At 66.4% G+C, this 26,171-nt stretch carries 19 protein-coding genes; 8 read left to right on the top strand and 11 right to left on the bottom strand.

Translation table 11 applies throughout. The features are described from left to right. Positions 1-47 precede the first annotated feature (47 nt). On the top strand, positions 48-5,132 hold the full coding sequence (locus tag KBA48_RS14260; RefSeq protein WP_292907439.1) for a hypothetical protein: 5,085 nt from the start codon (positions 48-50) through the stop codon (positions 5,130-5,132). A gap of 70 nt (positions 5,133-5,202) precedes the next feature. After that, positions 5,203-6,300 (top strand): alpha-hydroxy acid oxidase, encoded by a 1,098-nt coding sequence (locus KBA48_RS14265; protein WP_292907441.1) that lies wholly within the window; start codon positions 5,203-5,205, stop codon positions 6,298-6,300. Positions 6,301-6,340: 40 nt separating this feature from the next. Here the strand turns inward: KBA48_RS14265 and KBA48_RS14270 are convergent, their stop codons facing one another. The 8 genes from KBA48_RS14270 to KBA48_RS14305 form a co-directional block, all read right to left on the bottom strand. Further along, entirely contained in the window at positions 6,341-7,078 is a 738-nt protein-coding gene (locus KBA48_RS14270; RefSeq protein ID WP_292907443.1) for a copper resistance protein B, read from the bottom strand. A gap of 11 nt (positions 7,079-7,089) precedes the next feature. Continuing rightward, positions 7,090-8,811: a copper resistance system multicopper oxidase gene (locus tag KBA48_RS14275; RefSeq protein ID WP_292907445.1), complete on the bottom strand. Its 1,722-nt coding sequence runs from the start codon at positions 8,809-8,811 to the stop codon at positions 7,090-7,092. A gap of 11 nt (positions 8,812-8,822) precedes the next feature. Further along, entirely contained in the window at positions 8,823-9,395 is a 573-nt protein-coding gene (locus tag KBA48_RS14280; protein WP_292907447.1) for a cupredoxin family protein, read from the bottom strand. Between the two features lie 249 nt (positions 9,396-9,644). Then, the gene (locus KBA48_RS14285; protein WP_292907449.1) at positions 9,645-10,043 is read right to left on the bottom strand and encodes a hypothetical protein; all 399 of its coding nucleotides are present in this window, start codon (positions 10,041-10,043) and stop codon (positions 9,645-9,647) included. Positions 10,044-10,170: 127 nt separating this feature from the next. Continuing rightward, the gene (locus KBA48_RS14290; protein ID WP_292907451.1) at positions 10,171-10,836 is read right to left on the bottom strand and encodes a tetratricopeptide repeat protein; all 666 of its coding nucleotides are present in this window, start codon (positions 10,834-10,836) and stop codon (positions 10,171-10,173) included. Continuing rightward, a complete protein-coding gene (locus KBA48_RS14295; protein WP_292907453.1) occupies positions 10,826-11,644 on the bottom strand; it encodes an SDR family NAD(P)-dependent oxidoreductase in 819 nt (272 codons plus the stop codon). The genes KBA48_RS14290 and KBA48_RS14295 overlap by 11 nt, the downstream gene beginning before the upstream one ends. After that, complete coding sequence (locus KBA48_RS14300; protein WP_292907455.1) at positions 11,634-13,760, bottom strand: AMP-binding protein; 2,127 nt, start codon at positions 13,758-13,760, stop codon at positions 11,634-11,636. The genes KBA48_RS14295 and KBA48_RS14300 overlap by 11 nt, the downstream gene beginning before the upstream one ends. Continuing rightward, a complete protein-coding gene (locus tag KBA48_RS14305; protein ID WP_292907510.1) occupies positions 13,757-14,473 on the bottom strand; it encodes a thermostable hemolysin in 717 nt (238 codons plus the stop codon). Before KBA48_RS14305 ends, KBA48_RS14300 begins: the two co-directional genes overlap by 4 nt. A gap of 123 nt (positions 14,474-14,596) precedes the next feature. On the opposite strand from KBA48_RS14305, the gene KBA48_RS14310 reads away from it, so the two are divergent. The 4 genes from KBA48_RS14310 to KBA48_RS14325 all read left to right on the top strand — a co-directional run bounded on the left by KBA48_RS14310 (position 14,597) and on the right by KBA48_RS14325 (position 20,373). Next, the gene (locus KBA48_RS14310) at positions 14,597-15,202 is read left to right on the top strand and encodes an RNA polymerase sigma factor (RefSeq protein WP_292907457.1); all 606 of its coding nucleotides are present in this window, start codon (positions 14,597-14,599) and stop codon (positions 15,200-15,202) included. 81 nt (positions 15,203-15,283) lie between these two features. Continuing rightward, complete coding sequence (locus KBA48_RS14315) at positions 15,284-16,270, top strand: FecR domain-containing protein (RefSeq protein WP_292907459.1); 987 nt, start codon at positions 15,284-15,286, stop codon at positions 16,268-16,270. Between the two features lie 11 nt (positions 16,271-16,281). Next, positions 16,282-18,645, top strand: coding sequence for a TonB-dependent receptor (locus KBA48_RS14320; protein ID WP_292907461.1), 2,364 nt, complete (start codon positions 16,282-16,284; stop codon positions 18,643-18,645). Between the two features lie 135 nt (positions 18,646-18,780). Then, positions 18,781-20,373 (top strand): sodium:solute symporter, encoded by a 1,593-nt coding sequence (locus KBA48_RS14325; protein WP_292907462.1) that lies wholly within the window; start codon positions 18,781-18,783, stop codon positions 20,371-20,373. Positions 20,374-20,574: 201 nt separating this feature from the next. On the opposite strand, the gene KBA48_RS14330 is transcribed toward KBA48_RS14325, so the two are convergent. Together KBA48_RS14330 and KBA48_RS14335 are read right to left on the bottom strand one after the other, a co-directional pair. Then, positions 20,575-21,585 (bottom strand): LacI family DNA-binding transcriptional regulator, encoded by a 1,011-nt coding sequence (locus tag KBA48_RS14330; protein WP_292907464.1) that lies wholly within the window; start codon positions 21,583-21,585, stop codon positions 20,575-20,577. A gap of 78 nt (positions 21,586-21,663) precedes the next feature. Beyond that, positions 21,664-22,293 (bottom strand): TetR/AcrR family transcriptional regulator, encoded by a 630-nt coding sequence (locus KBA48_RS14335; protein ID WP_292907466.1) that lies wholly within the window; start codon positions 22,291-22,293, stop codon positions 21,664-21,666. 166 nt (positions 22,294-22,459) lie between these two features. On the opposite strand from KBA48_RS14335, the gene KBA48_RS14340 reads away from it, so the two are divergent. Then, the gene (locus tag KBA48_RS14340) at positions 22,460-24,229 is read left to right on the top strand and encodes an acyl-CoA dehydrogenase C-terminal domain-containing protein (RefSeq protein WP_292907468.1); all 1,770 of its coding nucleotides are present in this window, start codon (positions 22,460-22,462) and stop codon (positions 24,227-24,229) included. Positions 24,230-24,403: 174 nt separating this feature from the next. Here KBA48_RS14340 and KBA48_RS14345 read toward each other — a convergent pair whose 3' ends face one another. Continuing rightward, positions 24,404-24,805 (bottom strand): DUF1398 family protein, encoded by a 402-nt coding sequence (locus tag KBA48_RS14345; RefSeq protein ID WP_292907470.1) that lies wholly within the window; start codon positions 24,803-24,805, stop codon positions 24,404-24,406. A 90-nt stretch (positions 24,806-24,895) separates the two neighbouring features. On the opposite strand from KBA48_RS14345, the gene KBA48_RS14350 reads away from it, so the two are divergent. Continuing rightward, entirely contained in the window at positions 24,896-25,996 is a 1,101-nt protein-coding gene (locus tag KBA48_RS14350; RefSeq protein ID WP_292907472.1) for a DNA alkylation repair protein, read from the top strand. The last annotated feature ends 175 nt before the right edge of the window (positions 25,997-26,171 follow it).

Here is a 26,171-nt window from a genome sequence, read left to right on the forward strand (position 1 = left end):
ACTTGGCCCGGCTCTTGCTTAAAGGTTCCTGGTTGGAAATTCCAAGAATGAAAGAGCCAGACATGGTTGCGATCGGTTCCTACAGCTCCATCAGCGAAATCCCCCCGCGGACGATGGCCTCGCTGACAGCCGAACAGATCCGCTCTTTCTCGCTGGACCAGATCGGCGAACTGTCCAAGGCGCAGGTCGGTGCCATATCGGTGAAGCAGATCCATGGCCTGACCGCCACACAGATCGGCGCCCTGTCGTCTACCCAGATCGGCTTCACCGCCGCACAATTGGCGGCCCTCAGCGACAACCAGTTCAACGCGCTGGAAGCGGAGGATTTCTCCGCCATGTCGCTCAGCCAGATCCGCGGGATGACGCCCCGGGAAGTGTCGCTTCTGACCTCGGAAAAAATTGCAGCCCTGTCGACGGAACAGGTCGCCGCCTTCACGGCACCGCAGTTGAAGGCCCTTTCCAACAACCAGATGACATGGTTCAGCGACAGCCAGATCGGCGGCATGACGGCCGCGCAATTGGCCGCCCTCTCCCCCTCGCAGCTCAACAGCCTCAGCGCGGATCAGGTGGCCGCCATTGCCCCCAGCAAGCTGAAGAGCCTGACGGTCACGCAGATCAAATCGGTCAGCAATGAATTCCTGGCCAAGTTCTCCACGGCACAGATCGCCGCCCTGAGCCCGACACAGGTCAAGAGCCTGACCACCACCCAATTGAACGCCCTGCCGTCGGCACAATGGTCCGGCCTCAGCGCGTCGCAGATCGGCAGCCTGACACCGGCGCAGATCAAGGGGATCAACCCCTCGATCATCGGTGACATGCTGTCCACCCAGTTAAAGGGATTGACGACGTCGCAGATCGCCTCCCTGACCTCGGACCAGTTCAACCGGCTGTCGGGTGAGCAGGTGGGCGACTTTTCCGTCACCCAGATCAAGGGCATGACCCAGGCACAGGTCGCCGGCATGACGGACGGCCAGTTGGCGTCGCTGTCGCCCGCCCAGCTTTCCGGCTTCACGGCAACGCAGGTAAAGTGGTTCTCCACCAGCAAATTGTCGAGCCTGACGCCGGACCAGGTGAAGGGTTTCAACGCCACCCAGATCTCAGCGCTGAGCAATGAGCAGTTCGCCGGCCTGAACGGGGATCAGATCGCGGCGCTGACCCCGGCGCAGCTCGCCAACCTGTCGGCGGGCAAGGTCGCCACCCTAACGGATGAGAAACTGGCCGCGCTGACCACGACACAGCTCAACGGTCTGACCGCCAACCAGATCCGGGCCTTCACCGTCACCCAGATGGCGCAATTGTCGGATGAGCAGTTCGCCGGCCTGGGCAAGGCGCAACTGACCGCCCTGACCGCCACGCAGATCAAGGCGCTGCCCGATGGCCATCTGGCCGGCCTGACCGTGACACAGATGACGGCCCTGACCGCCGGGCAGGTGGGCGCCTTGACCCCCGACCAGATCTCCGGCCTGGACACGTCGTTGATCGCCACGCTCAGCCCGGAACAACTGCGCGCCCTGTCCGCCACGCAGGTCAACAGCCTGCTCAACGAGCAGGTCGCCGCCCTGTCCGCGAAGCAGGTCGCCGCGTTCAGCCCGGCGCAGGTCAAGGGCCTGTCGGCCGAGCGGCTCAACGACCTTGCCGCCACGCAACTGGAGGCGCTGACGGTGGCACAGTTGGCGACCCTGGGGGCCGGACAGATCGGCGCATTGCGCCCCGAACAGCTTGAAAGCCTGACCGCAACACAGTTGCGCAATCTCACCGCGGCCCAGGTCGGCGCGATCACGCCCGAACAATTGTCCTCCATGGGCACGGGCCTGTTCGAGAACCTGTCGGCGGCCCAGATGAAGGGCATCACGGCCACACAGACCTCCACCCTCAATCAAACGCAGATCGCAGCCCTGAGCCGTACACAGTTGGCCGGCCTGTCGCCCACGGCGCTGGGGGGGCTGACCAACGCGCAACTGTCCTGGCTGACGGGGGATCAGTTGGTCGGCCTGACTTCCCAGCAGATGGCGTCCCTCAATGACGGGCAGATTTCAGGCCTAGCGCCCGAACATATCTCGCAACTGACCAACGACCAGATCCGGAGCTTGTCGGCAACGGCACTGGCCGCCCTGACGCCGGATCAGTTGGCCTCCCTGACGGCCGATCAGGTCGCTATTATGAGTGCCACGCAGGTGAAGGGCCTGTCGGACGATCAGATCGGCATGCTGTCGGTGGCGCAGGTGGCGGGCCTGACGCCGGGTAATATCGGCGCCCTGTCGGTCACCCAGATCAATGCCTTGACGGGCGAACAGATCGCCAGCCTGTCGGCCAGCCAGATCAAGGGCCTGACCGCCACCCAGATCGGCGTCCTGCAGGCGGAAGAAATTTCCGCCCTCAGCCCGGAACAGATTGCCCAGCTTGCACCCACCCAGGTGAAAGGCCTGTCGACCGATCAGATATCCCTGCTGACCGGCAACCAGATCTCGCAACTGACCGGCAACCAACTGGCCGCCCTGTCGGCCACGCAGTTGAACGCCCTGAATGGCGAGCAACTGGCCGCCTTGTCCGTCGAACAACTGGCGGCGCTGTCCGGCACGCAGGTCGGCAGCCTGTCCAGTGAGCGGATCACCCAGTTGACGGCCCAACAGATCGCCACCCTGTCGCCCGCCCAGGTGAAGACCCTGACCGTGGCACAGTTGAACAGCCTGGAGGAACAGCAGGTGCGGGCGTTGACGCCGGAGCAGCTTGCCGTCCTGACCCCGACCCAGCTCACGGGGGCCGGCACCCTGTTCTTCGCCGAAATGTCCGGGGAACAGTTCGCCAGCCTCTCCCCGGCCCAGATCGGCGGCCTTACGTCGGACCAGTTGAATTCGCTGAGCGACGAGCGTTTCAAGGAAATCACGCCGGATCAGCTTTCGGGGCTGACCGCCACCCAGGTCGGCGGTCTCAGCCTCAGCCGCGTCGCCATGCTTGGCGGGGATCAGTTCGGCAGCCTGTCCGTGGCCCAGCTCCGGGGTCTGAAACCGGAACAGGTGGCCGCCCTTCCCAGCGGCAGCCTCAATCAACTCAGCGTCCGGCAGTTCACCGAACTGTCGCCCGCCATCATCGCCGGACTGACGACCGACCAGATCTCCCATCTGCCGGACGAGTTGCTGACCGGCATGACGGCCGGGCAGATCGGAAGCCTGACGGCCGATCAGTTGAACCTGCTGACGCCGGATCGTCTGGCCAGCTTCACCCCCACCCAGATCGCCGGCCTGACCAAGGCCCAGGTGCAGGTGCTGAGCCCGCAGCAGCTTAACGCCCTGTCCGGCGCGCAGATCGCGACCATCCCGACCACGTCCCTGTCCGGTCTGTCGGAAAGCCAGGTCAGCGCCCTGACCGACGATCAGGTGGCCCACCTGACGGTGGCGCAATTGTCCAGCTTCAGCACCGCCCAGATGGCGGCGTTGCGCCCCGAGCATGTCGCGGCCCTGACCAATGCCCAGATACAGGCGCTGACCCCGGCCCAGTTCGCCGCCATCGACCCGGTCAGCATCCCCATGCTGCGGCTGGAACAGCTCAATATCGTCTCCACGGCCCAGATCGCGGCCCTGTCGGCGGCACAGATCGGCGTTCTGTCCGATTATCATGCCGAAGCCCTGACCCCGGCGCAGATCGCCGCGATCAGCACCACCGGCGCTGCCGGCCTGCGGTCCGGGCAACTGGCCATGATGACGCAGTCACAGTTCCAGTCATTGTCCGCAGCACAGTTGCGCGCCATCGGGCCATCGCAGCTCGCGGCCCTGCATGCCAACCATGTCGACTATCTGACCACCACACAGATGACGGGCCTGACGGCGGCGCACCTGAACGCGTTCAGCAACGAGCATATCGGCAACCTGACAAGCAGCCAGATCGCAGCCATTCAGCCGAGCGTCGTCGCCGGCCTTTCTTCCGGTCTGCTGAACATGTTCAGCGACCAGCAGATCCGGGCGTTGACCACGGCCCAGATCGCGGCGCTGACCCCCACCCAGATGGGATCGCTGGACGCATCCAAGTTCGAAGCCATCGTCAGCGGCAGCGTCGCGTCACTGAGCGCCAGCCAGATCGGCACCCTGTCGGCGGCACAGCTTCAGGCGCTGACCACCACCGACATCGCCGGATTGACCAGCACGCAGCTTGCGGGCCTGACCGCCACGCAGGCCGGCTATCTGACGGCGGGCATGCTGGGCGCGATTTCCACCACCCAGATCCAGGGCCTGTCGGCCGGCTTCATCGGGGGGCTGTCGAGCCTCCAGGTCAATGGCCTGAACGGCACGCAACTGTCGGCCCTGTCCACGACCCAGTTCGCGGCCATGACAACCACCCAGATCGCGGCCCTGACAACCACCCAACTGAGCGCCCTGAGCCCCAGCCGCCTCAACGGCCTGAGCGCCACGCAGGAGGCGGCCTTGTCGGCGACGCAGTTCGCCAGCCTGTCGACCACCCAGTTGGCGGGCCTGGATGCCGGGTTCATGAGCCACCTGAACGCGACCCAGTTAAGCGCCCTGCTGCCCTCGCAATTGCAGGTGATCACGCCCGAGGCGCTGGCCGGCGCGCCGGCCACGGCGCTGTCGGGGCTGGGCACCGGACATATGAACGCCCTTTCGGCACAACAGGTGAACGGTCTGGGCACCGCGCAGATACAGTCCCTGACCACCACCCAGATCCAGGATCTGACGACCACGGCCATTGCGGGCATGACCGGCACCCAGCTTTCAGCCCTGCTGCGGGTGCAGTTGCGGGCGCTCAGCAGCCAGCAGGTCGCGGCCCTGTCGCCGTCCCAGGTGAGCGGCATGTCGACGACCCAGATCGCCAATCTGGCGGGGTCGCAGCTCCAGTCGCTGACCAGCACGCAGTTCGCGCAATTGTCGGCCACCCAGATCGGCGCGCTCAGCACCACGCAGTTCGCCAACCTCACCCCGACCCAGGTCGGGCAGTTGAGCGCGGTACAGCTCACGGGCATGAAGGTCGAGCAGATCGGCGTCCTTAGCGCCGGTCAGATCGCCGCCATCACCCCCTACCAGTTCCATTCCATGACGGAAGTGCAGCTTCGTTCCTTCACGGGGCCGCAACTGGCAGGCATGACCACCGAACAGCAGGACGCGATCGCGTCCGCGCTGGCCTGACCCAGCCCCTTTGGGGAGCGACATGACGACACCTTGATAAAGGACGGGGCGCCGGTTAAACCCGGTATTGATGGTTACCCCCCTGCCCCCGCTGGCGGTCATACCGCCTGATATCGCCTGCCTCACGGATTACGAACCGGTGGCGCGGGACAGGATGTCGCCCGCCTGCTGGGCTTATTTCGCGGGCGGGGCCGGCGATGAATGGACCCTGCGGGAGAATGTGGCCGCCTTCACCCGTTACCCCCTTCGGCCACGCGTGCTGCGTGACCTGGGCGGCGGCGGCACAGCGATCAGCCTCTTTGGGACAAGATTGGCGGCCCCCATCCTGCTGGCGCCCGTCGCCTTCCAGAAGCTGCTGAACCCGGATGGCGAACTGGCCACGGTCGTGGCGGCGGGTGCGATGGATACGGCCATGGTGGTCAGCACCCAGGCCAGCGTGCGGCTGGAGGATATCGCCGCCCATGCCCAGGCGCCGCTATGGTTCCAGCTTTACATACAGCCCGACCGCGACTTCACGGCCGATCTGGTGCGCCGGGCGGAAGCAGCAGGATACAAGGCGCTGGTGGTAACGGTGGATGCGCCCGTCAATGGCGCCCGCAACCGGGAACAGCGGGCGGGGTTCGCCCTGCCGCCGGGTATCGGGCCCGTCAATCTGGCCGGCATGCGCCCGCCACCGCCATCCCCGCGCGGATCGCTGCTGTTCGGCACGCCCTTGCTGGATCTGGCCCCCACCTGGGCGGACCTGGAATGGCTGCGCGGCCTGACCCGCCTGCCCATCATCCTGAAGGGCATCACCGACCCCGCCGACGCGGGCCGGTGCGTGGCGGCCGGGATGGACGGGCTGATTGTTTCCAATCATGGCGGACGCACACTGGACGGGGTGCCCGCCGGCATCGACCTGCTGCCCCCCATCGCGGACGCGGTCGGCGGGGTCATTCCCGTCCTGATGGATGGGGGCATCCGCCGGGGGGCGGACGTGGTGCGCGCCCTGGCGCTGGGGGCCAGGGCCGTCCTGATCGGACGCCCCTATATCTATGCCCTGGCGGCAGCCGGCGCCCCCGGCGTGGCCCATGTCCTGCGCATCCTGCGGGCAGAACTGGAACTGGCCATGGCGCTGACCGGTTGCCGCGACATTGCCGCCATCGATCGCTCCATCCTGATGCCCTGACGGGCCGGCCCCCGTCGTCACCGGGGCCGGCCCGCCCGGATCAGAACCAGAACCGGATGCCGGTCAGCACGGACAGGACGTCGGGGTCCTCGCCATGGGTGCGGGCCAGGCTGGCGGTACCGCCCAGCTTGCGCTCCCAGTTGATGCCGACATAGGGCGCGAATTCCTTCACGATCTCGTAGCGCAGGCGCAGGCCCAGCGCGACATCGTTAAGGCCGCTCCCCACCCCCAGTTCCCGCACCCTCTGGACCGCGGCGTTGGTTTCCAGACTGGGTTGCAGGATCAGCTTCTGGGTGATCAGCAGGTCATATTCCACCTTCAGCCGGGCCGACAGGCCCCCCTCTTCACTGACGAACGCCTGGGCGGTCACCTCGAAGAAATAGGGGGCCACGCCCTTCACGCCGACCACGCCATAGGTGGTCCGGGGTTGCGGGCGGATATCGTGACGGATACCGGCCTGCACATCCCAGAATTCCGACCATAGGCGGCTGTAGAGAAGCTGGAACTCCGCTTCCTCCACCCCTTCACCGGCCGGCTTTTCACCCTCGCTGTTGAACCATACCCTCTCCGTGTCGCCGCCGTACCAGCCCTGCGCCTCCCATTTCAGGCTGTTGCGCCCGTCCTGCCAGCGGTTTTCCAACTGATCGACCTTGAAGGTGCCGATCAGGGGAAGATGGTCGTGGGACGGGCCGTGATCATGTTCCTGTGCCCCAGCGCCGGGGCCACCCAGCAGCAGGATGGCGGCCAGCACAGCCGCCCGCTTGCATGTCGCTTTCATCGGTCGCCCCCTCAAAGACTGGCGGTTCGCGGCGTCACGATGAACCGCGTCATCATGCCGGAAGCCATGTGGTAGAGCAGGTGACAATGAAACGGCCATTCACCCGGTTCGTCGGCCGTCAGTTGCACCGACCGTGACTGGCCGGGCGGCACCAGCACCACATGCTTGCGGGGCATGCGGTCGGTCTGGCCATTTTCCAGTTCCATGAACATGCCGTGCAGGTGCATCGGATGCGCCATCATGGTCGTGTTCTGGAAGGTGATACGCACCCGGTCGCCGTGATTGACCCGGATAGGTTCGCCCTGGTCAAACTTCTGCCCGTTCAGGGTCCAGATGTACCGCGACATCATGCCGGTCAGTTGCACCTCGATCTCCTGCGTCGGGGGGCGCAGGTCCTTGGCCTTGGTCAGGGATTTCAGGTCGTCGTAGGACAGTGCCTTCATCCCCGGTGGCGTGGACGCGTCGGCCCAGCCCAGCGGCCGGCCCTGGCTGTCGGCGGTTCCATGGTTCATGGCACCGTGATCCATGGCACCATGGTCCATGCCGGCCATCGTGCCATGACCCATCGCCGCATGATCCATGCCACCGCCGGCACCATGACCCATCGCCGCGTGATCCATGCCGGCATGGGCCATGCCCATATCCGCCATGGTCAGGATGGTGCGCGGACGCAAGGGGGGGATTTCACCCTCCATGCCCTCCGCCACGGCCAGGGTGGCGCGGGCATAGAAGCTGCGATCGACCGGCTCGGCCAGGAAGGTGAAAGGCTTTTCGCCTTCCGGCATGACGATGACGTCATAGGTCTCCCCCACGCCAAAGCGGAATTCATCCACCTTCACGGGCATGACATTCTGCCCGTCGGCGGCGACCACCGTCATGGCCAGTCCGGGGATGCGCACGTCGAAGATCGACATGGCGGAACCGTTGATGATGCGCAACCGCACCCGTTCCCCCGGCTTGTACAGGGCGGTCCAGTTGTCCTTCGGCCCCTTGCCGTTGACCAGGAACTGGTACCCCGTGACATCCGCCAGATCCGTGGCATCCATGCGCATGTCGCCCCAATCCAGCCGGTCGCGGACGGTCGCCCCCAAACCGTCGCGTTCTGCGTCCTTGAAAAAGTCGGACAGGGTCCGCTTGCCCTTGTTGTAATAACCTTCGCTGACCTTCAGATTCCGCAACACATCCTGGGGCCGCTCCGCTGTGTGGTCGGACAGGAAGACCACATAATCCCGATCGGCACGCACCGGTTCCCGGCCCGCCGGGTCGATGATGATGGCGCCATACATGCCCTCCTGTTCCTGGGCGGCGGAATGGCTGTGGTACCAGTAGGTCCCCGCCTGCCGCAGTTGGAAACGGTAGGTATAGGTCTGGCCCGGCCGGATCGGTTCGAAGCCGTTGAAGCCGGGGGACCCGTCCATGACACCTTGCAGCAGCAACCCGTGCCAATGGATGGATGTCGGCTCGTCAAGGCGGTTGGTGACATGGATCACCACCTCCTCCCCCTCGCGCCAGCGCAAGGTGGGTGCCGGCACGGTACCGCCGATGGTGGTGGCACGGGTGGTGACGCCATCGACCGTGATGCGCGTCCTTTCCACCGACAGTTCCAGCGTCTGGCCGGCGGCGGCAAAGCCGCGGCGGCCGGGAAAGACCGTGACGACACCCGCCAGCCCGGCCGTAGCGGCCAGGCGCAGGGCATCGCGGCGGGAAAGGCCGCCTGCCTGATTGTTTTTCATCTCCGCCCCCGTCACTTGGTGACGCTGATCTTGCCGACCATGCCGGCCTCGTAATGGCCGGGAACGTTGCAGGCGAATTCCAAAGACATATCCTGGCCGAAGGTCCAGACCAGTTCGCCCGTCTTGCCCGGCTCCACCAGGACGCTGTTGGCGTCATCATGATCCATATGGCCCATCCCCATCGCGGAATGATCCATGTTGGCCATGTCCTTGTTGAGACCCGTGGGGGTCAGCATGCCGTGATCGACCATCATCGCCATCATCTTCTGATGCTCGGCGTGGCTGGCGGCGGTGCCGATATTGAACTCGTGCAGGAACTCTCCCTTGTTCACGATGACGAAGCGGACGGTCTCCCCGGCCTTCACGGTCAGATTTTCCTGACTGAAGAAATTATCGCCCAGTTCGATCTGGACGGTACGCGTGGCAGCGGAGGCCTTGCCCGGCTTTCCCGTCGCGGCGGGAGTGTCGTGGCTATGGCCGTGATGGTCATGGGCCGCCTGTGCCCAGGCTGCCCCTTGGGAAAGGGTGAGACTGAAACCGGCGACAAGGGCGGCGGCGAAGACGTTGCGGATCGTGGCATTCATGATCTTTATCCTGTGGATCGGGCTGTCGCCCGGCGGGCGCGACGGCGTGGTCGCGGGTCGGCCCGGAATCTGGGAATGGTGATCGTCCACACCCCCGCAGGCGATGACGATGGCGACCAGGGTATCGGCGGCCGAACGGCGCCGATCTGGTGCACAAGGTTTCAGGGCGGGGATGGGCAATACCGTGTTGGCGCGTCCCAAATCATGCGGACGCGCAAAGCCGGCCCCGCGACAGGGCGCGGGCCGGCCTCAGACGATCTGTTTGGGGGGCCGCCGCAGGGGCGAAACGGAGCGGCCGGCCATCATGTCATCGGTGGGCACAAGCAGGCGCAGGGCCTGCCAGCCGGCATCGCTGAATTCAAAGCCGGGCCCGGGCAGGACCGTCAGCAGACCACAGGCAAACAAGCAGCAATTGGGGGCCAACGACTTGGCCCCTGCCTTGTTACCGTGCCCGTCATGCGCGGCACCATGATCATCATGATGATGGTCGGCATGCATGCCGGTATCGGCACCATCGGACAGCATGCCCGACAGGGAAGCGGTTCCCGGCTGCCCCGCCATGGCCATATGCGCACCATGCCCCCCGATGCCGCCCCAACTGATGAGGAAGCCGATCAGCAATGCCGCGATGTGGCGTGCGATGGACATGTCGGTTCGAAGAGCCGCGCAATTGACCTTGAAAGGCCATTATAGAATAGGGGCGGCGTCAATCGCAAGGCCGCCTGCACAATCTTCTCCCGACCGGCGGAAGACCGGCCGGGAGAAGGTCCGCCGCTCACCGCTTTGCCAGCTTTGTTTCAAGCTGGGCCAGCACGCTGTTGATTTCCTCCCGCCGGCCCGCATCGGCCACTTCGCGGCCCGGACGCGGTGTGGCGGCCAGGGCGTGGTTCAGCACGTCGCGCGCCTTGGCATAATCGCCCTGCCGGAACAGGAAATCGCCGTAGAAATAGTTGGGATCGATGCCATCGGGGTTCAGCGCCAGGGCCTTTTCCAGATAGACCTTGGCCTGCTTGTCGCTGCCAAAGCCGACGGGCCAGCCGGGCACCTGATAATACAGGCTGCCCAGGGAGGTATTAACCGACCCGTCCAGGGCCGTGGGGTCGATCTTCTCTGCCGTTTCCAGCTTGGCCTTGGCTTCCTTCACCAGCGACAGCGCCCCTATGCCGCCCTTGATGCCGGCTTCCGACGACAGGATGATGGCTTCCCAGATCAGGGGTTCGGCCTTGCCGGGATAGGCGGCGGTGACGGACTTGGCCTCCGTCGCCAGCGCTTCCATGGCGGGCAGTTGCGCGTCGGTGCCCTTGATCTCGTACTTCACATGGGCCCAGCCGGCCTGCAATTCACCGATCCTGGCATCCATCGCCGGGTCGGCCGATGCCAGGGCGCTGCCGGCCAGCAGCAGCGAAAGGGCACCGAGCAACAGCTTCTTGTCAACGCGCATGGGTTTCCTCCTGAATATGGGTATGGATGGCGGCACTGCTGGCCGTGCTGGTGGTGAACAGGCTCGCGGCCCTGGTGTTGTTGCCGGCCAGCGCCCGGTCGACCAGACCGGGGAACAGGGCGTTCAGCCGCGTGAAGAAGGCTTCGGGCCAGCCGATGACGGTATCCGCGCTGCCCGTCATGGCGGCACGCAGGATGCGGTTGGCCACATGGATGGGGTCATCCAGCTTCATGCCCGTCAGGTCAGCCAGACGCTGCACCATGGGACCGTTGAAGCCGGTATTCACCCCGCGCGGCGCGACATGGCAGACGGTGACGCCCGTGCCCCGCACCTCGCGCCGCAGGGCCTGGGTGAAGCCTTTCAACCCCGCCTTGGCGCTGGAATATCCCGCGAAATGGGCGAAGTTGATCGACCCGAACACGGACCCGACATTGACGATATGCCCGCGCCCGCGCTGCTTCATCATGGGCAGAACCGCCTGCGCCAGCGCGACCGGGGCCACCAGATTGACCATGTAGTCGGCGGCCAGATCGGCCGGTCGCTGGCCCTCCACCGGGCCGAAATACTGGCGACCCGCCACGTTGAACAGCATCTGCGGCGCCAGCAGCCGGGCCTGTTCGGCGGCCATGTTGATGCCGGCCTGGGTCGACAGGTCGGCGCGGATATGCCGGCCCGGCAGGTCGCCACGCCCCAGCGTGGTCACCTGTGCTCCCCGGCTGCGCAGGATGCTGACCAGCGGCGCACCGATGCCGCCGGCCCCGCCGACGACCAGGACGCTGCGTCCTTCCAGACTTTCTTCAGGCGACATGGCGCACCTCCGACGGCGTTGCATGGGGGATGGCGCGGAACAGGTCGGCGAACAGGCGGAAGACGCTGTTCGCCATGGTGATGATGGCCTGCTGATCGCGGCCGTCGGTCACGCGGTTCATCAGGTCGCGAAAGAACTCCATATGCTGAATATCCAGCGACCCGTGGCTGGTCAGATAGCTGAAGCAGCTTTTCGGCAGGTTCAGCGATTTGCGCACCGCGTCGGCCCCATGGGTGGCGATGGCCGTGCTGGTGCCTTCCAGCACATAGACCATGCCGAAGAAGCCGGCGGCGTTTTCCTCCCGGATGAAGCGGTAGGCCTCATCCACCATGGCCTGCGTCGCCGGGCGCGGGGTGCCGTGACGCGCCCCCTCGGCATCACCGCCGGCATGGCGGATATCGTTCAGGATCCATTCCTCATGGCCTTCCTCTTCCTCGATATATTCATCAAGGGCAGGAACCAGCCATTCCTGATCGGGCCGCAGATGCGCGAGGGCAGTGCGCATCAGGGGCACCGTGTGCTTCACATGGTGATACGCCTCGGTCAGATAGGCGATATAGGTGTCCAGGCTGATGCGGCCGGTCAGTCCGTCCTGGATCTGCGGAACCGACAACAGGGCCAGGCGCGACGGCTCGGTCTCCGTCACCAGCCGGTCAAAAAAACTCTGGGGCATGGGTTGCTCATCCTCTTGGCGGGATAAAAGGGGGGCATGGGCGGCGGCGATGGCATCGCGGCGGGGCCGCCCATTGGGGGTCAGTTGGCCGTTCATCGGCGTGAAGGCGGGAACCGCATGCCAGCGGGCGATACGGGCATAGGGGGGAAGGGCGCCATTGGCCCGGGCAATGGCCAGCGACAGCGACGCCGGGTTCTGTCCGAAACGGCTGGGCACCACCAGGGCGGTCAGGTCGGCCTGCCCGTCACCGAACAGTACGGCCTGCAGCACTTCCGGCTGGGCGGTCAGTTCGGCTTCTACCCATTCGGGCGCGATGTTGCGGCCGAAGGCGTTGATGATGACATTGCGTGATCGGCCCTGGATCGACAGGAACCCGTCGCCATCCACGCTGCCCAGATCGGCGGTGGCGATGCGCGCCGGGGCGGGGCCGCCGCCGACATAGCCCAGGAACGCATGGTTGTTGAGGCTGACTTCCCCGGTTTTGTCATCCACCCCCAGGGTCAGGTGCGGCAGGACACGGCCCACGCTGCCCACCCGGTTGGCGGCGGGCGTGTTCAGCGCCACCACCGATCCGCATTCCGACAGGCCATAACCCTGATAGACGGGAAGACCCAGCATCGCGGCCTGGGCCAGCAGGGCCGGCGCCACCCGCGCGCCACCCACCGCCACCAGCCGCAGATCGGGCAGGGTCCGGCCCGCCTGGACCAGCGCCGCCATCAGACCGCGCAGCAGTTCCGGCACCAGGATGACGCTGTTGGCGCGTCGCAGGGCCAATACCGCCAGCAACCGGCCGAAATCCGGCTGGAACGGCTGGTCCAGGCCCAGATCGGACGGCGCCTCGGCCAGATAATGGCCACCAGCCAGCAGGGTGCAATAAAGCCCGGCGACATTTTCCAGCAGGACCGGCAATGGCAGGATGGCGACATGGCGGCCGGCATAATCGGCGCCGATCACCTGCACCAGCGAATGCGCCACCTGTTCCAGACCGTCCGCCGACAGGCACACGCCCTTCGGCGTGCCGGTGGTGCCGGACGTATAGGTGATTTTGGCCGTGCCGGCGGGCAGGGCAACGGCCCCGTGGTCCAGGCGGACAAGATACAATTGTTCCCCGCCCACGCGCAGCTCCTCCCCGCCCGTTTCCGCCCGGTCGGTGATCAACCAGCCGGCACCGGCATCGGCCAGGGCGTGGCGGCGTTGATCCTGTGTGAAGAAACCGGGTAGCGGCAGGCTGGTCAGGTGCAGCGACAACAGCGCCAGATCCAGCACGGCCCAGGCGGCGGAATTGGCCGCCTCCACCGCGACGGGCCTTGGGTCGGTGCCGATCCATTCGCAAAGATCGGCGGCCAGCCGGTCAACGGCGCCGGCCAGGGCGCCATAGGTCAGGTCGTTCAGGGCCGGCCGCGCCGGGTCCTGCATGCGGATGGCGCAAAGAACGCGGCTCATGCTGTCACCTCTGCCGCCATAACGGCGGGATGCAGGCGGGAAAAGGTGGGGTGGGCGGGCAACACCTCGCGCGCATCGCCGGCCAGGAACCGGTCCAGGCAATCGGCGCCGAAGGCGACATTGCCGCAGATGACGCGCGGGTCGTTGGCGTAATAGCTGCCCCAGGCCGCCGCCGCCGGCCCTACCCGGTCGGCCGTGGCCCGGCCCAGTTCCACCGCATCGAACCCGATATGGCGGAACAGGCGCCGCAGGGGGCGGGTGGCGGTGACCACGGCCTTTTCAAAGCCGCGACCGTGGAGATAGGCGGCCAGCGCTATGAACAGCAGGTAGGAGGCGCCGGCCTCCGCCGCGGCCAGATTGCCGATCTCCACAATGCCGGCACGGCCATGCGTGCCGGGGATCAGCGTTTCGATCGGCTGGTCCAGATAGGTTTCCAGGAACAGGGGCGCGGTACCGGCCGGGCGGAAGCCGACACCCGCCAGGATGCGGTCATCGGCATCCCGCAGGCTCATCAGCATCGGGTGGGTGATGGCGATATCGCCGCCATAGGTGCGGGCATAGGTGTCGCGGATCATCGCCTCCACCCGCCGCCGTTCGGGGGCGAAATGGTGGGTGATGGCCACCACGGCCGGGCGGCAGCGTGTCAGCCCGCCCAGCCGTTCGGCATCGAACCGCAACCGGCCCCGAACCCCATCCTCGTCGCGCATCAGCATTTCAATCACAGGCGTCACTCCGCCGGTTGGATCGGCCGGATCAAACGGCCTTCAATGCGATGACGGCGCCGCCTGCAGCGGACCGCAGGTGCGAAGCGAAAAATTTTTCCGCCTGTGTCCGGCATGACCTCCCGCATTGATCGCGGGGCGGCCCCGGACTATATCGGACAGGTCTTTCCGTTGCCGCCGGGTCCCGCCATCGCTCCGCCCCCGCCCCTGGTTGCCGCCTATCTGGAACACCGCGCCTTTCTGCTGCGGCTTCTGACGGCGCGCACGGGCAACGCGGCAGAGGCGGAAGACATCGTGCAGGAAATGTATGAACGGCTGGCCACGCTGCCCGACAGCGGCGGGGCGGTGGAGAATGCGCCGGCCTTCCTGAACCGCATGGCCCTGAATCTGGCCTTCGACCGGCAGCGCAGCGGCAGCCGCGCCGCCGCCCGCGATGGGGAATGGCTGTCCGCCAACGCCCTGGTCGAGGGGGAGGAACCGATCGCCGAGGCCCCCACGGCAGAGGATGTGGTGGCGGGCCGCCAGGAACTGCGCCTGCTGCGCGACGCCATCGACGCCCTGCCGCCGCAGGGCAAGCGGGTCTTCGAAATGCACAAGCTGCAGGGCCGCCCGCATGCGGAAGTGGCCGCCAGCCTGGGCATTTCACGCAGCGCCGTGGAAAAGCACATGGCGGCGGCAATGAAGAACCTGTTGAAACGGCTGGGCCGACGTCTTGAATGAAAAATATTTCATGGGAAGGGGTGTGGTCACCGCCGTCCCGCGACGTCAACAGGACAAAGCCCGAACCAGAAGCAAAACCCCATGGTGAACCGCCCGCCCGATACGCCCCTTGATCCCCGCCTGGAACAGGCGGCGGACTGGCACGCCCGGTTGCAGGGCGATGCCGATCAGGCGGTGTGGCTGGCCTTCACCGAATGGCTGGAGGCCGATCCGCGCCACCGCGACGCCTATGACATGGTGGAACGGACATGGCGGCAGATCGACCGGATGCCGGCGCCGGCTGTACCGGGCGCGGTCATCGATCTGGCCAGCCGGCGCAAACCGGCCGCCGCACCCGCCAATCTTTCCCGCCGCTGGTTCCTGGGCGGGGCCGCCGCAGCGGCCGCCGCCCTGGCCGTCACCCTCACCGGCCGCTATGCGATGGCGCCGGCCCCGGAGATTTTCGAGACACCAAAAGGTCAGCGCCGCACCGTGCAACTGGCCGATGGGTCCAGCGTCACCTTGAACAGCGGCACCCGCCTGACCGTGGCGTTGGCCGATGACCGGCGCGCGGTTGTGCTGGAACGGGGGGAGGCGCTGTTCGACGTGGCCAAGGACCCGGCGCGGCCCTTCACCGTGGCGGCCGGGGAACGGCTGGTGACGGTGGTCGGCACGGCCTTCAATGTGCGCCATCTGGACCAGGCGGTAACCGTGACGGTCACACGCGGGCTGGTCGATGTCGGTGGCAAGGATGGGGGCGGCAAGGTGCGCCTGACCCCCGGTCAGCAAATCAGCGCGCGACAGGGCCAGCCCCCCGGCCCGGTCACGTCCGTGGATGCCCAGGCGGCCACCGCCTGGATCGACGGGCGGTTGTCGTTCGACAATGCGCCCCTGCCGCAGGTGCTGGCCGAACTGTCGCACCATTATCCCGCGCCCATGCGGGCCGAGGGTGCGGCGGCTTCGCTGCATTTTTCCGGTGTTCTGCGCCTGGACGGCGACCAGGCCCATGTCCTGGCCGCGTTGCAGGCGCTGCTTCCCATTGCCGTGGCGCGCCAGGGTGATAGCTTCGTGCTGTCGAAGCATCCCTGACGGTCCCCACCTTGCGGTTCTTCCCGGCTTGCGCCCTGGCCCTGCTGCTTTCAGCCCCGCCCGTACTGGCGGCGGAGACGGTGATCGCCATTCCCGCCGGTCCCTTGCCCGGGGCCTTGTCCGAACTGTCGCGGCTGGCGGGGATCAGCATCGGTGGCGACCTGCCCCTGGCCGGGCGCCACAGCCCCGGGACGGCCGGCACCTTGTCGCCCGAACAGGCCTTGTCCAATCTGCTGGCGGGCACGGGCCTGGGCTTCCAACGGGTCGGTCCCGGCGCCTATCGGTTGGAGGCTTTGGCCGTCCCGCGCCCGCACCCCGTCAATGACCGGGCCGGGGCGGAGATGATCGACCCGATCATCGTTACCGCCACCAAGCGGGGGGCCTATCCCGCCGATCTTCCGGTGTCGGTCGGGGTTCTGACCGGCACCGACTTGTCGCGTTTCGGGGCGGTCAGCATGGATGCCACCGTCCCCCTGCTGGGCGCGGTCAGCAGCACACATCTGGGGCCGGGGCGTAACAAGCTGTCGATCCGGGGCCTGTCGGACAGCGCCTTCACGGGCCAGACACAGGCCACGGTGGGGCTGTATCTCGACAATGCCAAGGTCAATTACAACGCGCCCGACCCGCATCTGCGCCTGATCGATCTGGACCGGGTGGAGGTGCTGCGCGGACCGCAGGGCACGCTCTATGGCGGCGGGTCCATCGGCGGCATTCTGCGCATCGTGCCGGCCGCGCCCGACCTGTCGGAACGCACCGTCCAGGCCCGTGTGTCCGGCAGCCTGACGCGTGGCGGCGCCCCCGGTGGCGGGGTGGAGGCGGTGTTGAACCAGCCCCTGCTGACCGACCGGCTGGGCCTGCGGCTGTCGCTTTATGCCGACCGCGAAGGGGGCGTGATCGACACCGACGCCGGCCGGCGCAACATAGACCGGACCGACATGCAGGGCGGGCGGGCTCTGCTGGCGTTTGTGCCGGCAGACGATTGGCGGCTGGAACTGGGCGGCACCTATCAGTTGATCGATACCGATGACAGCCATTATCTCCAGGGCCGGCGCGGCTGCTGTACCCGTGCCGAACAGTTGGCCGAGCCGCATGACAATGATTTCGACGAGGCGCACGCCACCCTGACCGGCAGCTTGCCCTTTGCCAGCCTGCACAGCACCACCGCCTTTGTCCGGCATGAGATCGGCACCGTATACGATGCCAGCCGCGCCGTCCCCGGTCTGGCAGGGGGGCCGGTCCAGCCCGCGCGGTTCCAGGAACGACAATTGTCCAGGCTTTGGACCCACGAAACCCGGCTGAGCAGCATCGAAGGGGGGGAACCACCCGTTCTGGACTGGATCGCCGGGCTGTACCTGTCCCGGCAGCAGGCGCAGGGCGACCGGACCCTGTCGGCCGTGACCGCCCCCCAGGTTCCCCTATGGCGGCGGGACCGGACGGATTCCGTGAAGGAGGCCGCCCTGTTCGGGGAGGTCGCATGGCGCTTCCTGCCGGACTGGACCCTGACCGCCGGAGGCCGACTGTTCCACGTGAAGCAGGAGGTGACCGCCACCGCTGTCGCACCGGTCGCGGCCGACGCCGAGGGCTATGCGCGGGAAACCGATTATACGCCGAAACTGGCCCTGACCTGGAAAGCCTGGGAGGGGGCCAGCCTCTACGCCCAGATGGCCGAAGGCTATCGCCCCGGCGGCCTTAATATCGAGGAAGGGGCGACGGGCAGCGGCGATGATTACCGGACCGCCCGGTTCCGCACGGACGAATTGTGGAATTACGAACTGGGGGCCAAGCTGGCCTTCTGGGAGGATCGGCTGTTTGTCGATGCCGCCCTGTTCCACGCGCGCTGGCGCAATATCCAGACCGACCAGCTTCGCGCCACGGGCCTGATCTACACCACCAATGCCGGCGACGGCACCAATACCGGGCTGGAGATCGGATCACGGCTGCATCTGGGGGGATGGCGGCTGGAAGCGACCATGACGCTGAACGACCCGGAGTTGACGCAGGTCGCGCCCGGCTTCGCGGCCAGCCCGGAAGGCGGGCTGCCGGGGGCGGCGCGCCTGTCCGGCGCCCTGGCCCTCTCCTGGCGCGGAAGCATCGCCGACGATATCGCCATGGTCGCGGCCCTGGACCTTTCCCGCACCGGCCGCACACGCCTGACCTTCACCGATGCCATCCGCCAGGGACCGGTTACGTTGCTGAACGGCCGGGTGGGGTTCGATCTGGCGGGCGGCTGGACGGTCGGACTGTCCATGGAGAACATGCTGGACACACGGGCGAACCAGTTCGCGTTCGGCAACCCCTTCACCCTGTCCGCCGGCCCCCAGACCACCCCGCCCCGCCCCCGCACCGTCGGGTTGCATATCGCGTGGTCCCAATAGGCGCGACCAGGTGGATTTTCCTTCGTATATCCACTCTGCAATCGTTTGCAAAAGCCAAAAAGCCAGCGTATGATCCCTTCCAACAATTGGGCGGGAACCACCGCCCCATAAGTCCATCCGGGGAGGACAGGTGTCATGCCGCAAGGGTTAGGCCAGCTTTCGGGGCTGGATGCCGTCATTATCGCGCTTTATCTGATCGCCATCGTTGCGCTGGGCCTGTACGCTTCGCGCCAGTCGACCACGGCCACGGATTATTTCCTGGCCGCGCGCAGTTCCACCTGGCCGACCATCGGCCTGGCCCTGCTGGCCTCCAACATCTCCTCTACCACCCTGATCGGTCTGGCGGGGGCGGCTTACGCGTCGGGCATCGCCGTCTATAATTATGAATGGATGGCCAGTGTCGTGCTGGTCTTCTTCTGCCTGTTCCTGCTGCCAGTGATCCTGCGATCCCAGGTCTATACAATGCCGGAATTCCTGGAACGCCGCTTTGACGGGTCCATCCGGCTCTATTTCTCCGGCCTGACCATCTTCCTGAACATCGTGGTGGACACGGCCGGCACCCTGTTCGGCGGGGCGTTGATGTTCAAGCTGATCTTCCCCGATGTGCCGCTGTGGCAGATTGCGGGCCTGCTGGCCCTGGCCGCCGGTGCCTATACGGCGGCAGGCGGGTTGAAGGCCGTGCTGGTGACGGAAGTGGTGCAGGCGGTGATCCTGTGCGGCGCGTCGGTGTTCGTGGCTGTCTTCGCCTTTGACAAGGCCGGCGGCTGGGACGCCGTGATGGCCGGTGTGGACGCGCAGAAGATGAGCCTGATCCGCCCCGCCAGCGATGAGACGCTGCCCTGGACGGGCCTGATTTCAGGCGTGCCGCTGATCGGGCTGTATTTCTGGTGTACCAACCAGTTCATGGTGCAGCGTGTTCTGTCGGCCAAGGATCTGAACCATGGCCGCTGGGGCAGCCTGTTCGCGGGCCTGCTGAAGCTGCCGGTGCTGTTCCTGATGGTGCTGCCGGGCTCTGCCGCCATCCTGATGTATCCCAATCTGGAACGCCCGGATCTGGTCTATCCCACCTTGATCTTCGACCTGCTGCCCGTGGGTATCATCGGCATCGTGGTGGCGGGTTTCCTGGCGGCCATCATGTCGTCGATCGCCAGTACCTTCAATTCCGCCTCCACCCTGGTCACCATGGACTTTGTGCGCCGGTTCAATCCGGACGTCTCCCAGACCTCCCTGGTCCGGATCGGGCGCATCACCACCTTGTGCTTCATGGTCCTGTCGGTGGCCTGGGTGCCGGTGGTGGAGACCATGACCGACACGCTGTGGCAGTATCTGCAGGCGGTCCTGGCCTATGCGGTGCCACCGGTGGTGGCCCTGTTCCTGGCCGGCATCTTCTGGCGCCGGGCCAATGTGGCCGGTGCGCGGGCCGGCGTCATTGTCGGGCTGCTGGCCGGCGGCTATCTGTTCCACGGGGTGCAGGTCGCGGGCAGCATCCATCTGCATTTCCTGCTGGCGGCTACCCTGCTGTTCGCCCTGTCGCTGGCCGCCGTGATCATCGCCAGCCTGATGACCGCTCCGCCGGACCGTGCCAAGACCGAAACCCTGATGTGGACCCGCGCCGATTTCGACGCGGAAACCCGGTCGCTGCGCGGCCAGCCGCTCTGGCAGAACTACCGCGTGCAGGGTGCCGCCCTGCTGGCCCTGACGGCGGTCATCGTCTGGCTGTTCCGGTGAGGGCAATCATGTCCTGATCGCCCGCCCTCACCCTCCCAAGCCCTGACGGGCTTGGGCCCCTCCCTCTCCCACTTCGTGGGCGAGGGGTGGAACCTGGAAATCCACCTGTACTCGCCCCTCGCCCGCTTGGCGGGAGAGGGAGGGGCCCGAACGCGTCAGCGTTTGGGAGGGTGAGGGAAACCCCCAGGCCATCGGCCGATATCACGCCCCGCAGGATTTGCGGATGACCAGTTCGGCCGGCATGGTCGCGGACGGCGTGTCCTCCTCCTCCATCCGGCGGAACAGCAGGTCGATCATCACCCTGGCCCCGCGCGCCAGATCCTGGCGCACACTGGTCAGCGGCGGATTGACATAGGCGGCGATATTGATGTCGTCGAACCCCACCACCGCCACATCGTCGGGCACGCGCAGACCGGCGGCCGTCAGGGCCTTGATGGCGGCGATGGCGATGACGTCGGACACGGCGAAGATCGCATCGAACATTGTCCCCGCCTCGATCAGGCCGCGCACCGTGTCATAGGCGGTGTCGACGGTGAAATGCGCGGGCGCGGTCAGGGCCGCATCCTCGGCGATGCCGGCGGCGGACAGCGCCCGCCGATAGCCCTCGAAGCGCAACCCCACTTCCGGCAGGTTGGGCACGCCCAGGAAGGCGATGCGCCGCCGCCCCAGCCGGATCAGATGTTCGACGGCAACGCGGGCGCCCCCGATATTGTCCGATCCCACGGAACAGTAAAGCTGGCTGGGCAGATGCGCGCCCCAGACCACCAGGGGCAGATAATCGCGCGCCACGGCGTTCAACGCCTCATGCTGGTCCGACTGGCCGATCACGATCAGGCCATCGGCCTTGCGCGACTGGATCAGCCTGTCCAGCCATCCCGGCTCCGGCTTGGCGACCTTGGTCAGCAGGACATTGTAATCCCGCGCCGTGATCTCGTCGGCCAGCCGCCCGAATAGCTCAATAAAGAACGGGTCGGAGATGAGCTGCCCCACCTCATGCCCCAGCGGGATCACAACCCCGATGGTGCGTGTCTTCTTTAGCCGGAGATTCCGGGCCTGTTCATTGATGACATAGCCATGGTCACGCGCCAGGGCCAGGATCTCTTCCCTTTTTGCCTCCGGCACCAGGGAACTGCCGGCCAGCGCCCGCGAAACGGTGGAAACCGACACGCCGGCCATACGGGCGATGTCGGACATCTTGATGATGGGCGCCATACCTGAACATTCTTGTCGGTTATTCGGCCGCAGACTAACAGATCGGTCCCGCCCCTGCCACAGGGGCGGCAGCGGCGGTCAGCGCGCCTCGTGACGGAAAATACCCATGATCTGCCGCCCGATCTCCGCCGGGCTGTACCGGCCTTCCCGGTACCAGGTGGAAACATTGTTCAGCAGGGTCAGCAGCAGCACGCGGTAAAGCCGGGGATCAATGGCGGGTGACAGCGGCAGCGCCGCCACCAGATCGGTGAAGATCGCCTCGAACGCGTCGCGCCGCGCCACAAGCTGGCTGCGCACCTCTGCCGGGACGGCCTGGAAATTGTTCATCAGCGGCATGGTGATCGATGCCGGGTCCAGTTGGATTTCCAGCAGGGCGATACAGGCCGCTTCCAGCCGGGCCCACGGGTCACCATGCGGCGCCACCCGTTCCCGGATGCGGTCGGCGGCATTGTCCAGCGCCAGATCGTGGATCGTGATGAACAGCGCTTCCTTGGACTTGATATGGTGGTACAGCGAACCGCCCTGCAGCCCCACTCGGTCGCCGATATCGCGGATGGAGGTGGCCCGATAGCCGCGTTCGGCGAACAAGGCCGCCGCCGCGTTCAGGATGTCGCGATACCGTTCGCTCAGCCCGCTATCCGCCGCCCTGTCACCCAACAGGCGCGCCTGCACCTGCCGGGCGCGTTCCGCCTCTGCACTCATCTTCATCCTCGACCCGACGTTGGCGGCATTCTTCCTTCCCGGCGCGGTGAACAGCAAGCCGAAACTATGGGGGCCAAGCGCGTCGGATAGACAGTACCTAACGCTTGCTGTAGTCTGTAACAAGTGTTAGGTACACACCACCTCAACCACCGTCGAGCAGGGAGTCCCTGTCATGTCCGCCTATGCCGCCCCCCTTGAAGATCTGCGTTTCCTGTTCGAAGAGGTGTTGGATTTCGATAATGGAATGGCGGCGCTGTTCCCCGATCTGGGCATCGACACGGCGCTCGCCATGTCGGCGCTGGAGGAGGCAGGGCATTTCTGCGCCGATGTGCTGCACCCGCTGAACCGGTCGGGGGACGAGGAAGGCTGCCGCCTGGAAGCCGGACAGGTCGTCACGGCCACGGGCTTCCGCGAGGCCTATGCCGGCTTCGTGGCGGCGGGATGGGCCGGCCTGTCGGGCGATCCCGCCTATGGCGGACAGGGCCTGCCCCGCACGCTGCAACTGGCGCTGGACGAGATGGTGTCGGCCACCAACATGTCCTTCGGCCTGTTCCCCGGCCTGACGCGCGGCGCGACGGAGGCGCTGGCCCACCATGCCGATGACACGATCAAGGCAACCTACCTGTCGAAGATGATCAGCGGCGAATGGACCGGCGTCATGGCCCTGACGGAGGCGTCGGCCGGCACCGACCTGGGCCTTCTGTCCACCCGCGCCGTGCCCAATGGCGATGGCAGCTACGCCGTCACCGGCACCAAGATCTTCATTTCGTCGGGCGACCATGATTTCGGCGGCAATATCGTGCATCTGGTGCTGGCCCGCCTGCCCGACGCGCCCAAGGGCGTGAAGGGGATCAGCCTGTTCGTGGTGCCGAAATTCCTGGTCAATCCGGATGGCAGCCTGGGCGCCCGCAACCCGGTCCATGTCGGGTCACTGGAACATAAGATGGGCATCCATGCCCAGCCGACCTGCGTGATGAATTACGAAGGCGCGACCGGCTGGCTGGTGGGCGAGGCCAACCGGGGCCTTGCCGCCATGTTCACCATGATGAATGCCGAACGGCTGTTCGTGGGCATCCAGGGGCTGGGCGTGGCCCATGCCGCCTATCAGACGGCGGCTTCCTATGCAAAGGAACGGCTGCAGGGCCGCTCCCCCGACGGCACCACCGCCCCGGCCCCCATCATCGTCCATGCCGATGTGCGCCGCATGCTGCTGACCATCCGGGCCTTTGTGGAGCCGGCGCGCGCCCTGGCCCTGTGGACCGCTACCCAGATGGACCGGGCCGGTCACCATCCCGATGCCGACACGCGACGTCAGGCCGACGGGCTGGTCGCCCTGCTGACCCCGGTGATCAAGGCGGCCTTCACCGATTTTGCCCTGGAATCAACGGTGCTGGCGCAGCAGGTGTTCGGCGGCCATGGTTATATCCGGGAGACCGGGGTCGAACAGTTGGTCCGCGATGCCCGTATCACCCAGATCTATGAAGGCACCAACGGCGTGCAGGCGGCCGATCTGGCGGGCCGCAAGCTTCTGATGGAAGGCGGCCGCCTGCCGGAGGCGTTCTTTGCCCAGATCGCCGCCGATCTGGCGGCCGCCCGCCTTGTGCCCGGCGCGGCGGAGATCGCGGGGCCGGTTGCGGATGCGCTGGACCGGTTGCGCACCCTGACCGCCGACCTGCAGCGCCACGGGGAGGATGTGGTCCGCACCGGTGCAGCGGCGACCGACTATCTGCGCTTCTTCGCGCTGGTCGCGCTGGGCTGGATGTGGGTGCGCATGGCAGCGGCCAGCCTGTCCAAGGGGACGGAGACCACACCGTTCCACCGCGCCAAGGTCGATCTGGCGCGGTTCTTCATGGCCAAGCTGCTGCCCCAGACGCTGGGCCTGGAACAGTCCATCAAGGCTGGTCCGGCCACGCTGATGGCCCTGGTCGGGGACCTGTTCTGAGACCAAATTGCGATGAGTGGCACTTATCGCAATTTGGTACGGCGGCGACTGCCGCCGCGCCGCTCGCGCGGCGTAGCCAAGCCGTTGGCATGTTGGCACCGGCGAGTGAGGGCGGTGATCAGAACCGACAGGTTCTGATCACCGCAAAACAGTATGAGCCTTCGCCGGCCCGGTCTATTGCGGCATATGTTCGACATGGGTTTCGCCCGTGCGGCCGAAATAGACCACCCGGCGGCCGGGAAAGGAGACGAGGTAACCGGCGCAGCCGGCACAGGCCGCCTGTTCGGAGAAGGCGGAATAGCTGTAATCCGCGTCGCCCGACTGCGCCCAGCGCACCAGGGTGGCGACGGTCGCGGCATCGAACGCCGCCGCGACAGGGGGGGGCGCCTGCGGCATGTCCAGCATCACACTGTCCCCGTCGGGCAGGTAATAGGTTTGGCTGTTGCGCCGGTAATCCACCATGTACCCCTCGAACCCCGCCTCGATCAGCATGCCGACGATGGCGGGAAAGCCGCGGCTGCCATCATGCGCGGCGTCCAGGCAGGTACGGGCGATGGCGATACGGTGCGCATCCATGACGGGTCTTCCTCGCATAGTCGCGAACATGAATATAGTTGACTAGGAAACTATATTGAAAATGTTTCCTTGTCAATTATGATGCCGCCCATGACGGACACGGCCCAGAACCCCCTGTTGAAAGACCTGCTTGGCACCGCGGCCTTGGCAAGGATCGCCATGGCGGGCGAACAGGCCTCCCCCCGCTTCGATCCCGGCCGGTTCCAGCGCGCGCTGGGCGATGATTTCCCGGACCTGTCGATCATGGAACGGGTGCGCCGTATCGGCGACGCGCTGCATGCCGCCCTGCCCCTGCCCTTCCCCGATGCTGTCGGCATCGTGCGGACCATGGGGCCGCTGGTGGAACGGGGGTTCCAGGCCGTCGCCCTGTCCGAATATGTGGCGCGCCATGGGCTGGACGATGTCGAGGGATCGATGGCGGCCCTGGCCGACCTGACAGGGTTCGGCAGCTCGGAATTCGCCGTGCGGCCCTTCCTGATCCGCTATCCGGACACCGCCCTGGCCACCATGCGCGGCTGGGCCGGCAGCGGGGATGAGCATGTGCGGCGGCTGTCCAGCGAGGGCACGCGTCCCCGCCTGCCCTGGGCCACCCGCATCCCGGCGCTGACGGCCGATCCGGAACTGGCGGCCCCCATCCTGGAAAGGCTGAAGGCCGATCCCAGCCCCTATGTCCGCAAATCCGTGGCGAACCACCTGAACGACATCACCTACCGGCATCCCGACTGGGCGCTGGCGATGATGGAAGGCTGGGCCGGAAAGGACGCGCATACCGGCTGGATCATCCGCCACGCCCTGCGCAGCCTGATCAAGGCCGGGCATCCCAGGGCCCTGACCCTGGTCGGCGCGGCCGGAACGGTGGCGGTGGAGGTGGCATCGTTCACAGTGACGCCATCCGCCCTGCGGCTGGGGGACCGGCTGCAGATTGCGGCGGATATCGTCTCCACCGGCACACAGGCACAGCGGCTGGTCGTCGATTACCGCGTCCATTATGCCCGCCCCGGCGGCAAGGCGTCGGGCAAGGTGTTCAAGCTGAAGACCGTGGACCTTCCCCCCGCCGGCCGCACGCGGCTGGAGATCAGCCAGGTGATCCGCGACTTCTCCACCCGCAAGCACCATCCCGGCGCCCACCGGGTGGACCTGATCATCAATGGCACCGTTCGGGGGGAAGGTGTTTTCGACCTGCTGGCCTGAAAGGGGGCCGAACCCCACCCCCAGGCCAGCTAAGCCTTATACCAGCTGCACGAAATCATGACCGGTGGTCAAGTTTTCGTACCCCTCAATCGCCGGCGGGCGCATCCGCGCCCTTGGCTTCGCGGCATGGGCCGCGCGGCGGCAGTCGCCGCCGTACCATCGGTCAAGAATTTTG

The sequence above is a fragment of the Niveispirillum sp. genome (assembly GCF_017996735.1).
Classification (GTDB): domain Bacteria; phylum Pseudomonadota; class Alphaproteobacteria; order Azospirillales; family Azospirillaceae; genus Niveispirillum.

What these genes read in the sequence shown, in the direction of transcription:
- KBA48_RS14290 (WP_292907451.1), bottom strand. Translation starts at nt 10,836, where the DNA reads ATGCGCGTTGACAAGAAGCTGTTGCTCGGTGCCCTTTCGCTGCTGCTG.
- KBA48_RS14310 (WP_292907457.1), top strand. Translation starts at nt 14,597, where the DNA reads ATGACCTCCCGCATTGATCGCGGGGCGGCCCCGGACTATATCGGACAG.
- KBA48_RS14285 (WP_292907449.1), bottom strand. Translation starts at nt 10,043, where the DNA reads ATGTCCATCGCACGCCACATCGCGGCATTGCTGATCGGCTTCCTCATC.
- KBA48_RS14350 (WP_292907472.1), top strand. Translation starts at nt 24,896, where the DNA reads ATGACGGACACGGCCCAGAACCCCCTGTTGAAAGACCTGCTTGGCACC.
- KBA48_RS14260 (WP_292907439.1), top strand. Translation starts at nt 48, where the DNA reads ATGAAAGAGCCAGACATGGTTGCGATCGGTTCCTACAGCTCCATCAGC.
- KBA48_RS14300 (WP_292907455.1), bottom strand. Translation starts at nt 13,760, where the DNA reads ATGAGCCGCGTTCTTTGCGCCATCCGCATGCAGGACCCGGCGCGGCCG.
- KBA48_RS14330 (WP_292907464.1), bottom strand. Translation starts at nt 21,585, where the DNA reads ATGGCGCCCATCATCAAGATGTCCGACATCGCCCGTATGGCCGGCGTG.
- KBA48_RS14295 (WP_292907453.1), bottom strand. Translation starts at nt 11,644, where the DNA reads ATGTCGCCTGAAGAAAGTCTGGAAGGACGCAGCGTCCTGGTCGTCGGC.
- KBA48_RS14335 (WP_292907466.1), bottom strand. Translation starts at nt 22,293, where the DNA reads ATGAAGATGAGTGCAGAGGCGGAACGCGCCCGGCAGGTGCAGGCGCGC.
- KBA48_RS14305 (WP_292907510.1), bottom strand. Translation starts at nt 14,473, where the DNA reads ATGCTGATGCGCGACGAGGATGGGGTTCGGGGCCGGTTGCGGTTCGAT.
- KBA48_RS14340 (WP_292907468.1), top strand. Translation starts at nt 22,460, where the DNA reads ATGTCCGCCTATGCCGCCCCCCTTGAAGATCTGCGTTTCCTGTTCGAA.
- KBA48_RS14325 (WP_292907462.1), top strand. Translation starts at nt 18,781, where the DNA reads ATGCCGCAAGGGTTAGGCCAGCTTTCGGGGCTGGATGCCGTCATTATC.
- KBA48_RS14275 (WP_292907445.1), bottom strand. Translation starts at nt 8,811, where the DNA reads ATGAAAAACAATCAGGCAGGCGGCCTTTCCCGCCGCGATGCCCTGCGC.
- KBA48_RS14270 (WP_292907443.1), bottom strand. Translation starts at nt 7,078, where the DNA reads ATGAAAGCGACATGCAAGCGGGCGGCTGTGCTGGCCGCCATCCTGCTG.
- KBA48_RS14280 (WP_292907447.1), bottom strand. Translation starts at nt 9,395, where the DNA reads ATGAATGCCACGATCCGCAACGTCTTCGCCGCCGCCCTTGTCGCCGGT.
- KBA48_RS14315 (WP_292907459.1), top strand. Translation starts at nt 15,284, where the DNA reads ATGGTGAACCGCCCGCCCGATACGCCCCTTGATCCCCGCCTGGAACAG.
- KBA48_RS14265 (WP_292907441.1), top strand. Translation starts at nt 5,203, where the DNA reads ATGGTTACCCCCCTGCCCCCGCTGGCGGTCATACCGCCTGATATCGCC.
- KBA48_RS14345 (WP_292907470.1), bottom strand. Translation starts at nt 24,805, where the DNA reads ATGGATGCGCACCGTATCGCCATCGCCCGTACCTGCCTGGACGCCGCG.